The organism is Pantoea sp. Morm, assembly GCF_016643525.1.
GTDB lineage: Bacteria > Pseudomonadota > Gammaproteobacteria > Enterobacterales > Enterobacteriaceae > Pantoea > Pantoea dispersa.
Genome location: NZ_VOQX01000028.1, coordinates 19,030 through 32,002 on the forward strand (window position 1 = coordinate 19,030; position 12,973 = coordinate 32,002).

At 56.6% G+C, this 12,973-nt stretch carries 8 protein-coding genes; 3 read left to right on the forward strand and 5 right to left on the reverse strand.

Annotated features, from left to right (window positions below; translation table 11 throughout):
- Positions 1 to 16 precede the first annotated feature (16 nt).
- Entirely contained in the window at positions 17 to 961 is a 945-nt protein-coding gene (locus FT726_RS11965; protein WP_104187416.1) for an AraC family transcriptional regulator, read from the forward strand.
- A gap of 345 nt (positions 962 to 1,306) precedes the next feature.
- On the opposite strand, the gene FT726_RS11970 is transcribed toward FT726_RS11965, so the two are convergent.
- The 3 genes from FT726_RS11970 to FT726_RS11980 all read right to left on the reverse strand — a co-directional run bounded on the left by FT726_RS11970 (position 1,307) and on the right by FT726_RS11980 (position 3,068).
- The gene (locus FT726_RS11970; RefSeq protein WP_346302835.1) at positions 1,307 to 1,678 is read right to left on the reverse strand and encodes a RidA family protein; all 372 of its coding nucleotides are present in this window, start codon (positions 1,676 to 1,678) and stop codon (positions 1,307 to 1,309) included.
- Between the two features lie 10 nt (positions 1,679 to 1,688).
- Positions 1,689 to 2,153, reverse strand: a complete 465-nt coding sequence (locus FT726_RS11975; protein WP_132463038.1) for a GNAT family N-acetyltransferase — start codon at positions 2,151 to 2,153, stop codon at positions 1,689 to 1,691.
- 114 nt (positions 2,154 to 2,267) lie between these two features.
- Positions 2,268 to 3,068 (reverse strand): SGNH/GDSL hydrolase family protein, encoded by an 801-nt coding sequence (locus FT726_RS11980; RefSeq protein WP_072208996.1) that lies wholly within the window; start codon positions 3,066 to 3,068, stop codon positions 2,268 to 2,270.
- Between the two features lie 561 nt (positions 3,069 to 3,629).
- Here FT726_RS11980 and FT726_RS11985 point away from each other — a divergent pair.
- Both FT726_RS11985 and FT726_RS11990 read left to right on the forward strand, forming a co-directional pair.
- Entirely contained in the window at positions 3,630 to 4,766 is a 1,137-nt protein-coding gene (locus tag FT726_RS11985; RefSeq protein ID WP_256735722.1) for an acyltransferase family protein, read from the forward strand.
- Between the two features lie 300 nt (positions 4,767 to 5,066).
- On the forward strand, positions 5,067 to 11,045 hold the full coding sequence (locus FT726_RS11990; RefSeq protein ID WP_346302836.1) for an autotransporter outer membrane beta-barrel domain-containing protein: 5,979 nt from the start codon (positions 5,067 to 5,069) through the stop codon (positions 11,043 to 11,045).
- 27 nt (positions 11,046 to 11,072) lie between these two features.
- Here the strand turns inward: FT726_RS11990 and FT726_RS11995 are convergent, their stop codons facing one another.
- Both FT726_RS11995 and FT726_RS12000 read right to left on the reverse strand, forming a co-directional pair.
- On the reverse strand, positions 11,073 to 12,140 hold the full coding sequence (locus tag FT726_RS11995; RefSeq protein ID WP_346302837.1) for a sn-glycerol-3-phosphate ABC transporter ATP-binding protein UgpC: 1,068 nt from the start codon (positions 12,138 to 12,140) through the stop codon (positions 11,073 to 11,075).
- Between the two features lie 3 nt (positions 12,141 to 12,143).
- Positions 12,144 to 12,968 carry a carbohydrate ABC transporter permease gene (locus FT726_RS12000; RefSeq protein ID WP_132463028.1) on the reverse strand — a complete coding sequence of 275 codons (825 nt, stop codon included), beginning with the start codon at positions 12,966 to 12,968 and terminating at the stop codon, positions 12,144 to 12,146.
- Between the last annotated feature and the right edge of the window lie 5 nt (positions 12,969 to 12,973).

Below are 12,973 nucleotides of genomic sequence, written 5' to 3' on the forward strand. Positions count from 1 at the left end.
TTTGCAGGAGTCCATTATGATCGATCCGCTCGCCGAAATGGTGTCACTGTTACAGCCCGGGGCGGCTTATTCCAAACGCGCGCGTGCCAATGGACTATGGCGTGTGCAGCGCAGTGAGACCGGCCAGCCGTTTTACTGCGTGGTGCTGGAGGGGCGCAGTCGGCTAGAAATGAAAGGTCATCCTCCGGTTGCGCTTGAGCAGGGGGATTTTGTCCTGATTCCGGCTGCGTGGGAATTTTGCATGACCAGCGAGCAGCCACCGGCCGCAGATGCGCCTGATTCTGTGCCGGAGATGCTTGCGCCGGGCGAGGTGTGGCTTGGCGATCGGCAGCAGCCAGCCGAGGTTCAGACGCTGATTGGTTACTGCCAGTTTGCCGCACCCGACGCAGGATTGATTGTCTCGTTACTGCCACAGTTTATTCATGTGCGTGGCGCATCGCGCCTGACCACGCTGGTGCAGCTGGTCAGGGATGAGTGCCGTGCACAGCGTCCGGCACGGCAGATCGTGCTGGAACGTTTGCTGGAATTACTGCTGATCGAGGCGCTGCGCGCAATGCCCGCGGCGAATGCATCGCCTGGTGTGATGCGGGGACTGGCCGATGAGCGGCTGGCCGGGGCGATTCGCGCTATCCACGCCAGGCCAGCCCATGGCTGGACGGTGCCCCAGCTGGCGAAACACGCGGCGCTATCGCGCTCGGCGTTTTTCGTACGTTTTCGCGATGCAGTGGGCATGGCGCCGATGGCGTATCTGCTGACGTGGCGCATGGCGCTGGCGAAAAATCTGCTGCGCAGCAGCCGCCTGTCAGTAGCCGACGTGGCTGAACGGGTGGGTTACCGCTCTGCCAGCGCCTTCAGCATCGCTTTCACCCGCTTCACCGGCCAGACGCCGAGCGGCTTCGCTGGCGCGGAACGGCGCAGCGGCACCGCAGAAGCTGAGCCAGCAATCACCCGGGTAAGTTAACCACGCCCGGAGCAGCAGCCAGCGTAAAACGGGCCGCCATAAAGCGTGCAATGCCGTTCAGTTTAAAAATCACCCTGTTAATGCCGGTGCGCATCAATGCGCACCCTACAAAACCGTGCTGTACCCTGTCGGGTCACCATTTATGGCGACCTAAAACACGTTACAAAACTGTGCCGTTACCGCCAGGGTTGCCATTTATGGTGACGTAAAACACATTACAAAACCGTGCATTACCCTGTAGGGTCGCCATTTATGGCGACCAGGGAATACTTGTGTAGGCAACAGGTGACCATACAAGAATCGTTTTAAATCAAAGCATCGATAAAACAAACAATTACAACTTCATCACAGAGCAATAATTGCTTCAATTTCGATTTTCAGATCGGGGCAAAACAGCTGGCTAATCTGCACCAGTGAACTGGCGGGCAGGTGTTCGCCATAATGCCGGTAAAGCACGTCGCGCAAAGCATTTATATCGGTGAATGAGGTGACAAAGATTGTCACTTTTATCAGGTTTTTCAGTGATGTGTTTTCCTGCGCAGCCAGTGTACGTAGCTGCTGAAAAATCACTTCTGCCTGCGCAGTAATATCCGCCTGCTGCGCCGTTGTTGCGAAGGCAGTCAGACCCGAAACGTAAAGTGTGTCGCCATGCTTCACGGCGTGCACGTAAGGCGCTTTTACTTCGCCCAGTTCTGGATAGTTTTTACGTACCAACATCTTCTTTTCCTTAAAAGATTTCCCTTCGCATCACGCTAACCTGTTCTGACGACACGATGCGCTGCTCGATTTCCTGCCAGCCATAGCGACGGTAAAATGCCTGCTGATCCGGCGTATACAGCCACAACTCTGGCATGTGGCGCTGGCGAGCTTCTTCAATTAAACGCAATACCAGAGCAGAGGCCACGCCTTTACCGCGGTGTGCCGCGACAGTCAGTACTTCGCCCATCCAGAACTGGCGTTCATGGATGTCATCAAGCTCGTGAAGAATCGTGCTGGCGGTGGCAAGCACTTCATTTTCTGCATTCAACGCGACCAGCGTAAACGTTTTTGCCGGCTGCGCGTTGCGCATCAGCAGGCGCTGACGAATGGCGCTCCGGTCGCGCCAGTGAGAAAACCCGGACCACTCCTGATGAAGCATTGTTGCCACCGTATCCAGCAACTGCGGACACTGGCTCAGTAAACTGATATTCATTGTTATCCCTCCGCGACAATCCGAGGGATAACACAGCGTGGTGGTAAAGACTACCGTTAATATGTCGCTATACTATCGCGTTAAGCCGTTTTCACCGGTCAGCCAATCACCGGTTTAGCGTTTCGCCACCTGCTCGCCATCCGGGTTTTTGCCATGCCCGGCAGCAGCCAGCTCGGTATTAAAGTGGGAGACCAGCACCGAAAACGTTTCCTCTGCTTTCATGCGGTACAGCTGTTCGGACGGATGAATACAATCGGGTGACATCAGCGACTGCCAGTCTTTCATCTGCAGGATGCGCTGATACTGACGCGCCAGCGGCACCGACTCCGCTTTAGCCAGTGCGTCCAGTTTGGTGACGTAAGGTGCAACGTGCCATTTCTCCGCGCGGCCACAAATCGGGTGCGGCTCCTGTAATATCACCTGCTTACCCTCTTCACGGGCAATAGTAATCAGCTGTGTCATCACCTGGGTATATTTGTCCGGGCTAACCTGGTAATCTTTTTCTATATCGCGGAAATGGAAATGGCGTGCATCGTTGGTGGCAAAATTCAGCAAAATGATTTTTGCCGGCGATTTCTTCATCTCTTCGCGCCAGCTTTTATTATTCTTGTAAAAATATTTGCCATTTAACAGATCCATGGCCTGCGATGAGGACGCGCCTTTATTCACGACGCGAATACCATCGCCATACTTCTCCTGTAACCACTGGTTAATCAGAGCAATCTCATTGTCTTTAATATAGATTGCGCGCAATTTGCCATTTTCCTTTATCGCCATAGCGCCACGCGTGCTGGAACCGCCATAGGCTTCAATAATAAAGTTATTATCGGGCTTGCCGCTTTCGGCGAATGCGGTATTGCACAGACAGGCTGTGGTAATCAGCAAAGTGACGATGCCAGATAGCGCTCGTTGCATAACAAATTTCCGCCTTTTGATACTCAAGGTTACATGGAGAATCGGTTGTTTACCGTAAGCGAATTACCTTAACAGGGGAGATTGCGGGTCAACAATCCGAAAGCACGGTTGTCGGGTGAAAATTAGGTCAACTCTGAGAAAAAAGCCGCTTGCTGAATAAAAGTTATTTAAATTCAATCAGGTAAAAAACATCCCTGCCTGATAGCCTCCCTTCAGCCAGAAAATCCCGCATTGTCGCCTGCTTAAAACATCATGGTTGCTTCAGGACATAACGCGGTTTGATTAGCGAATTTTCGCACTGCGAGTCGAGTCGGATAATTCATAACTTATTGTAAAGTAGCGGGTTTTCGCTATTTATCCGGCGGTTAGCTGCGAATAAGCACTGCCTGACGATAACTTTTACCATCAGAACATTCTGGCTTAAGCTTTATAGCCATTGCACAGTGACATTCTTTACACTATGGCGAAATTCCGAAACGTTTCTAAACATAATGTATACAGATTAATCCGGTGTTAGCATTCTGACTGAATCATTATGATTGCGTTACAACTCATTTCAGGATGTGCAATGTGAAAACAGAATCCTTTTTATCCAGCCGCAATATTGGCCTGGATCTGCTGCGTGCCGGCCTAATTCTGGAAGGGGTGTTATTACACGCCTCACGGAGTTTACCGGGTGAGAATGGCTGGTATTATGTCGCGCAGCGCGATCCCTCGGAAATATTCACGGCACTGCTGAGCATGGTGCACACCTTCAGGATGGAAGTGTTCTTCTTTCTTTCGGGCATGTTCTCCGCGCTGATTATTTTGCGCAAAGGGCAGAAATTCTTTACGGATAATCGCCGTAAGCGCGTCCTGATTCCGCTGATATCAGCCTATCTGTTTATTCCGCCGCTGATGTATTTTATCGCGGGACAGATGAATAACACGCCGCTGAGTCTCGAAGGCTGGCTAAACAGCTATACCATGATGCACCACCTGTGGTTCCTCGTGTCGCTGTCGGTGATGTCGCTGCTGGTACCTGGCGCGTTCTATCAGTGGAGCGCCCGTCAGCTGGGCAAAATGTCGTTGCCAATGCTGATCGCCACGCTGGTGGTTCTCGGTAACGCCTGCTTCGTGCTGAAGTTTCTGGTGAAAGGCCGCGGTGAATTTGTCGAGCTCATCCCGGTGACCGCACGCTTCCTCGTCTACTACACCGCCGGTTTTGCGTTATACGTCAACCGCGAGAAAATTGCCCGGTACGCCAACAGTAAACTGATGAATGGCTGGCTGGTGGTCGCGCTGGTGCTGGCGGTGTGGGCCGCCTGCTATGTCGTCGCGCACAACCACATCACCGGGGTGATGAAATATGTGCCGGTGATGCTGGGCAGCGTGCTGTCGGTGATGCTGTCCTACTGGCTGGTGTTTAGCTTCGAACGCATCAACGTGAAAGAGAGTCGCATTCTGACGGCGATTGTGGATTCCGCGCTGATTATCTATTTGCTGCACTATCCGGTGGTGATCATTTTCTCATGGCTGCTGGATGTCTGGTTACCGGATAACCTGTCAGTCCTGTATGTCCTGATCGATTTTGCCCTCGGCATTGCGCTGAGCGCGGTGTGTTACGCCATCGTCAAACGTTCACGCTTCGCCTCGTTCATGTTTGGCCTCAAGCCGAAAGATAAAAAGGTGGCGGTGCCGGTCGAAGCGCGACTGTAATTGTCATCATGCCCGGCCGCCACTGGCGTGCCGGGTATTATTTCCCGCCATCTGATTTTTGCCATTTTCCGCATTTTTAGTTCCAGATAATTATCTCAGGCCGTTAGCGCAATTCCTAAAGCTTATCGCCGTCATCACAATTCCTTAAGTCAAACTGGACGTTTTAACCTGATCGCAGTAATACTCATTTCAACGGATTTCCAGCCGTAAGCTATTACGACAATATATTTCGCTTCGCTATTTCCCCGCACTGCGCATTCGCTGTGCGGCATTTGTCTTTTCTCTGGTGAGGACAATAGTGTGTTTAAATTAAATCCCTTGTTACTAAGCCTGCTTGCTGCGCAGGGCTTAATGCTGTCTGCCACACCGGTATCGGCGGTGGTATTAAAATCTTTCACTCCCGAACGCAACGACAATAAAGTCGGCGCTTATTGCTTATGTAATGGTTCAACCCAGACGCTGAGCGGCGTGCCGCGCTTTACCGCTGGAGAAAGTGGCATGAGCAGCGTCACGCTGGGTGAACTACAAAAGGTTGGGCGTATTATTAATGACAATTTAATCGGCGAGCCCCGCCTGCAACTCGGTGCACAAAATTATGCTATTGGTATTCCGGATGAAGAAACAGGCAGTTATCGTGTCTATCAGGTTTATAACAGTGCGGAAATGATTGCGCCGGCGGAAATTAATGGCGCTACGGTAGTGCCAGATTATTATGATGTGAACGATAAACAATATATTGATGCGCGCGTGGCGACAGTCACTAATGGCCGGTTAAATATCAATATTGGTCAGCAAGGCGCAGCCGCTAACGCCAGCACCAATCGCTGGTCAATGGCGGCCAAACAGAGTCAGTTATTTGCCAGCAGTAATAACGGCCAGATTAACTGGGACAGCAATAACCGCATCCGCTTTACCGCCGCCACGCCGCCGTACGGTGGCGATCGGCTGGCATTTGATGCCGGAGGCGTGGTGACCTACGCCGGTCTGTTTGATGTCACGCTTAAGGATGGCAGCAGCAACGCGTACTACGTCAGTAACCTCAATGAATTGCGTAACTATAACGACTGGCTGATTGACCAGATTAGCGGCGGCAACCTGAGCCCGGAAATTTATAACGCCGCGCTGAACCTGGCGTTCAGCCTGCGCGACGGTCGTGTGGTTTACCGCATGAGCACCGGCAATTACGATGATGAAGTGGCTGCCGCACTCGGCGATCAGGTGGTGCTGAGTGCCGATGGCGCGAAAGCCAGTGTGAAAATCAATCGCGGCAAAACGCTGGAAGTGGCTAATGGCGCCAGCGCCGTGATGCGCGCCAGCAACGGTGCAACGGCGATTATCGCCGGAAAACTGGCGACCAGTAACGCGCTCTCATCCGAAGCGGGCGCGCTGGAGCTGATCAGCGGCGCGCGCGGTATCAATAATGGCGTCATCAACAGTGGCTTTTTTAATGCCGCCAATGGGCGCGGCGTGGCAGAAGACTCTCTCGGTTATGCAGGCACGGCGGTGTCGGCGATTTATAACAGTGAGTTCCGCAACAATGGTGTGCTCAATGTGCATATCGGCGATGCGCCGTGGGGCACCGCCGGCTTATTTCTCGGCAGCAGCAGCGCGGTCAACCACGGCAATATTAACATCGGCATTCACGATGTGGCGAACGGCTCCTCAGCAGCGGCGGTGAGTTTCAGCGGCGAGGGCAGCTTCGTCAACGCGCGCGATGGCACGATTTATCTCGGCCGCACACCGCAAAATCACAAGGGCGACGTCACGCAGGATGTCGCGGTCAGCCTCGGCGGTGGCATCAGCGCCATTTCCGGCCTGCTCGACTCACGAGCCATCAATGATGGTCGTATTGTTATCGGCTCAAAAGTCGAGAACGCCGTTGGCATGCGCATCGAGGCCGGGCCCAATGCGGTGTCACTGAATAACGGTGTTATCGATGTCAACGGTATGGCGCAGGCGCTACCGCGCGAAAATATCGCCATGCTGGCGATGGATTCCGGCAGCGGCGGTCAGGTGGGCAACCGCGGCACCCTCAATCTGAATGGCTATAACAGCACCGGCCTGAAAGTGATCGCCACGGCGGGCAACCAGGCGCACGCCTTCTCCAGCGGCGCGATCAACGTGGCGGGTGACGCCGACCGCTTTGGCGGCACCAACAATACGGCGGTGTGGGTAACTGGCGAACCGGGCGGTCACGCCAGTGCCGATATCACCGGCCCAATCCGGCTCAGCGGCAAAGCGGGCATCGGGATTCGTGCTGAAGGCCAGGCAACAGTCAACGTTAGCGCCCGCGCGATTCCCACCTCCAGCGGCAGCGACAGCATGCTGGATAGCGGACAGATCAGTTTCTACCGTATCGGCCCGGATGCGCGCATTAATCTGCCGGCCAACGGCCGCTACAGCGCCTCCGTGTGGAACGGCACGATTTTTCGCGTCGAGCAGGGAGCAGATTTTGACGGGCGCGGCCTGACTTTGTCGATGAAAAGCCCGTTTGCGACCGGTGTGTACGGCAGCGGTGCCGGCACCGACATTAATACCCACGGCGCGACGCTGAACATCGCCAGCTTTGCCAGCGGGCTGACTATCACTGATGGCGCCCGCGCCACCATTGATGCCGCAACGCGTATTCACCTCAACGGGTCTGATGCCCGCGTCGCCATCGCTGACGGTAATCGCTATACGCTGCAGGGTAACGTTGTTAACCCTAATACGCAGTTCGATCCGAACACTTTACTGATCAATCAGGCAGCGATAGACGGCCGCGCCAATAACCAGCAGCCGTTTACCGTGATGAATCATGCGCGGCTGGTGAATCGCGGCGCGATCTCCCTGCGGGGGGAAGGCGTAACGGGTATCTATGCGCAGTATGGCGCCACGGTCGACAACCGCGGCGATATCAACATTTTACGTAACGGCCGGGCGCTGTTCGCCGATGGCTATCCGGGCGCCGGCGACGGCAAAACCCTGACGGAGATTAACAATAGCGGCACGCTTAATCTCTACAGCGGTCAGAGCACCCAGCAAACCACCACCTTCGGTGCGGTCTCGTATCACCAGCTGGGGCGGATTAACCAGAACGGTACGATTAATCTGTACGGCGATAACGTGGTCGGCGCGAAAGCCTTTGCCGGCGGTCGTATTACGCTGGGCACGAACAGCCGCGTGGTGTTCCATGACGCACAGCAGATCGGCTATCAGGCTTTCGATCCCGGCTCACGCCTGATCGTCAACGGCAGCCCGATTGATGTCAGCAGTCGTAACTCGACGTTGTATGAAATCCGCAACGGCGCGTGGCTGTACAACCAGGGCTTTGGCAACGTCACGCTGAGCGGCAGGGACAGCACCGGCATTGTGGTCAGCGGGACGGATGCGCTGGTATCCAGCACCGATGTTTATCAGGTCACCGGGAAGGGTGCCACCGTGCTGCGCGCCAGCGATCGCGCGCAGGGGATCATTACCAGCCTAATCGCGCTGAACGGCAAAAACACCTTCGGCGCGCAGGCGACGGGCGATGGCACCGAGGTCTACGCCGCCTCGCTCATCACCGGCACCGGGCGCAACGCCACGGCGTTTGATGTCAGCGGCGACGCGCGCCTGTTTAATCAGCAGCAGGGCGTAGTGGATTTGCGTGGCCGCAACAGTACCGGGGCCCGGGTGCACGATGGCGGTAACTTTATCAACCGCGGCACGGTTAGCGTCGCCAGCGGCACCGGCGTGGACGTCAGCAGCGGTTATGGCCAGTATGTCCCGCTCGACAGCACCTTACGCGTGAATGACGGCACCGCTGCGCTGCGCGTGGGCTCCGGCGGCGCGATGAAAATTTACGGCGACGGGCAGGGGGCCAGCACGCTGGCGGCTTACGGCAAAGCCGATGGTTTGCTGCTCGACAGCGGTGCGCAGCGCTTTGAAGCCAACGACATCATCATCGGTGCTTACGGCAGCGGCACTGCGCTGAACAATCGCGCCGGCATCAGTGATATTTCGCTGAGTAATGTGCGCTTCGAGGCTAACGGTGGCACCGGCATTCGCTCTGCCACCTCGTTCGATCCGGCGGGTAGCGCGCAGATTCACGTCGGCGCAGGCGGTACCGGCTATCGCTTTGAAAACGCAGATGGATCCACCACGGGCAACGATTTAGTGATTGGCCGCGACTACCGCATTGAAGTCAACGGCAGCGGCACCGGCGTGCGTGCCAACACCCGTGGACGGGTGATTGCTCAGGGCCTGATTGATATCCGCGATGCTGATGGCGGTTCGGCGATTGTCACCCGCAGCGCCAGCCAGGTGATCAACCAGGGCACCATCCGCTCACAAAGCCGCGTCGCACCGCTCATTGATTTGCGCGGCGGCGAGACGGTGTTTATCAACCAGGGCACGCTGGATGCGCCGTACGCCGATCAGGTGGTAGTGGCAGGCGGCGCGACCCGTGATGTGGTGGCACTGCTGGCGGGCAAAGTCACGGGCGAAGTGAACACCGGTAACGGCAGCGATACGCTGCTGGTTACGGGCGGCACGCTGGATGGCGGCCTGAGTATGGGTGACGGCAGCGCGAATCAGGCGACGGTGCAGGCTATCAGCCTGAACCAGACCCGTCATATCACCAGCGGCGGCGCGGATAGCACGCTGAACCTCAGCCAGCTCACTGCGCGCGGCGGTTCGTTCCGGCAGGACGATCTTACCAAAGGCACCAACCTCGGTGCGGGCTGGAGCACGCTGAACTTCATCGATACGCAGTGGACGCTGAGCGACAACATTAAACTGGCGCACAGCACCATTAATATCGATGCCGGATCCACACTGTTCGCCGGCGATGGCGTCAACGCGCGGCTGCAGGGGGCCAGCAATGATTCGCTGGTGGTAAATAATGCCGGCACGCTCGACCTGACCAACGGTGGCAATGTGGCGGCAAATACCCTGACCGTCGAAGGTAGTCTGGCCTCCGCGCAGGGCCGTCTGAAACTCAATTCGACAGCCACCCACAGCGACGTGCTGCGTGTTAACGGTAACGCCAGCGGCACCACCTGGGTGGATGACCGGCTGCAGGGCGGCGGGCTGCTGGACAGCAATCGCGACAATGTCATCGCGGGCAGCGAAGGCGTCTCGCTGGTGCAGGTGACCGGCAGCGCCAGCGCCGACAGCTTCAGGCTGAGCAATGGCTATGTGGCAGCCGGGCCGTGGCAGTATGGTCTGTACAGCTTTGCACCGGGCAGTAGCGCAGGCGGCAACGTATGGGACTATCGTCTGGCGAACAATTTCATCTGCAGCGATGGCTCACTGTGCCAGCCGCAGGCGGGCAGTGCGGTTAAGGCGGTGCGTCCGGCGGTTACGCCGCAGGTGCCGTCCTGGATCTCCGCACCGGTCGGGCTGGCGTACTACTCGCTGGCAGTCACTGACGATCTGCATAAGCGTCTCGGCGAACTGCGCCAGCAGCCGGCAGACAACGCAGAGATGTTTATCCGCTACCTCGGTTCGGATTTGCAGTATCAAAGCAATCGCGGCCTGGACGCCTGGGGTTATGACTTCGACCTCAACTACAGCGCCGTACAGCTCGGCGGCAATTTGCTGCGCGCCGATGGCGCTGAAGATAGCGTGCGCGGCGGCGTCGCCTATACGCGCGGCAACACGCGCATTCGCCCGCATGCCGCTGACGGTTACAGCTCCACCAGCTTTGATAGCGATACGTTGTCACTTTATGGCACCTGGCTGCGCAGCAATGGCTGGTATGTAGATGGTTCGCTGAGCTGGAGCGGCTACCGTGGCGAAACCGACATTGCGCGGCAGAAAGCGGTCGCTAAACCCAAAGGGCACGGCTGGACAGCGTCAGTCGAGTCTGGCTATTCGCTGATGCTGGCGGGTGATGTGCGCCTGGAACCGCAGGCACAGGTTAGCTGGCTGCGTATGAACATGGACAGTTTTACCGATGCTGACGGCGCGCGCGTCTCTTATAACGATTACGATCAAACCATAGGCCGGCTCGGCGCGCGCGTGGCGCGCAGCTGGCAGGACAGCAGTCAGAACCAGTACACGCCGTATCTGCGCGCTAACTATTATCGCGGCTGGGGCGGTACGGCGCAGGTCAGGGTCGGCACCAGCGACAGCGACCTGAGCCAGAGCTTCAGCAGCGGCAAATTTGGCCAGATGTGGGACGTCGGCTTCGGCGGCACGACGACCCTCATCAACAACGTGGCGCTGTATGCCGAGGCGGATTACCGCAAAGAGATTGCCGGCAACGGCGTCAAAGGCTGGCGCTACAATGCCGGGGTGCGCTGGTCGTTTTGAACGTAAATGACCACCTTAAACGTGCAATTACAGGCGGCGCTGTGATGCGGCGTCGAACAGCATCGCACGTTCGCTGTCCAGCGTGACCGGTAAAATATCACCGGCGCGCGCGCCGGAACGCTGGGTGGTAAACAGCATCAGCGGGTGGCCAAACAGCGAACCGTGAATCAGTTCGGACAGGCCGGTCGGCTCCACAAGCGACACTTCCAGAGGCAGCGCATGCTGCTCACCCGGCTGCGCCAGACTGATGTTTTCCGGACGGATGCCATAAATGACGTCACGGCCAGCGGCCTGTGCTGCCCAGTGCGTATTCAGGGGCAACTGAGCGCTGTCGCTGATACGCACGCCGCTGGGGGTCATCACGCCGTTGATAAAATTCATCGACGGTGACCCGATAAAACTGGCGACAAATTTATTGGCCGGTGTGTCGTACAGCTCCAGCGGTGTGCCCACCTGCTGAATGACGCCGTGGTTGAGCACCACGATGCGGTCAGCCAGCGTCATGGCCTCAACCTGATCGTGGGTAACATAAACGATGGTGTTGTTCATTTGCTGATGCAGTCTTTTGATCTCCACGCGCATCTGGCCGCGCAGTTGCGCATCGAGGTTGGAAAGCGGCTCATCAAACAGAAACACCTGCGGCTGACGCACAATGGCGCGGCCCATCGCCACGCGCTGACGTTGTCCACCCGACAGCTCTTTTGGCCGGCGATCAAGCAGGTGTGTCAGGCTGAGAATCTCCGCCGCTCGCCGGACTTTCTCCTCAATCTCAGCACGCGGTCGTTTCTGAATTTCAAGGCTGAAGCCCATGTTGCGCGCGACCGTCAGATGCGGATAGAGCGCGTAGCTCTGGAACACCATCGAGATATCGCGGTCTTTCGGCGCCACCTCGTTCATCAGCTGACTGCCGATATGGATATTACCGCCCGTTGCCAACTCCAGGCCGGCAATGGTGCGCAGCAGGGTGGATTTACCGCAGCCGGACGGGCCGACCAGCACCACGAACTCACCATCTTTAATGGTCAGATTGATGTCGCGCAGAACCTCAACGTTGCCATAGCGCTTTTCAATTTTTGCCAGCGTAATTTCAGCCATTATTTACCCCTTAACCGCACCGGCGGTGAGTCCCTGAACCAGGTAGCGTTGAATGAAAGCGAAGAACAGACAGGCTGGAATTAACGCCAGCACGGCGGCAGCCATCATTTCGCCCCACGAAACGGCGAATTTGGAGACGAAACTGAGCAGCCCGACCGGAAAGGTCATGACTTCGTTTTTGTTGATCAGCATCAGTGAGAACAGCAACTCACTCCACGCGGCGGTGAAAACGAAGCCGAGCGTCGCCGCCATGCCGGGCAGCGTCAGCGGCATCAGCACGCGGTACAGCGCCTGAAAGCGGGTGCAGCCTTCCAGCATGGCGGACTCTTCGAGATCTTTCGGGATGGCATCAAAAAATGACTGCATCAGGAAGGTGGCGAACGGGACATTAAAGGCGCTGTAAATCAGAATCAGCCCCAGCAGACTATTCGTCAGTCCCAGCGGGGCCATCACCCGGTAAATCGGCGCAATGATCATCACCAGCGGAAACATCTGCGTAAACAGCAGCAGGGCCGCCATCACCATCTTGCCGCGAAACTGAAAGCGGGAAAAGGCATAGCCGGCACCCGCAGCAATCAAGGTGGTCAGCGCGGCAGTGCTGCAGGAGACAATGAGACTGTTCATAAAAAACGTGGGGAAATCACTGTCGGTCAATACCTTCGCAAAATGGCTCAGGGTGAAACCGCCAGGTAACAGCGTCACACCCTGACTGAACAGTAACCTGTCCGGCGTGACGGCAATTTTAATGATCCAGTACAACGGAAACAGCGCAAACAGCAAATAGGCGGCGATGCTGAGACGATGACCGATCAACGGTAACAGGCGCATGCAGA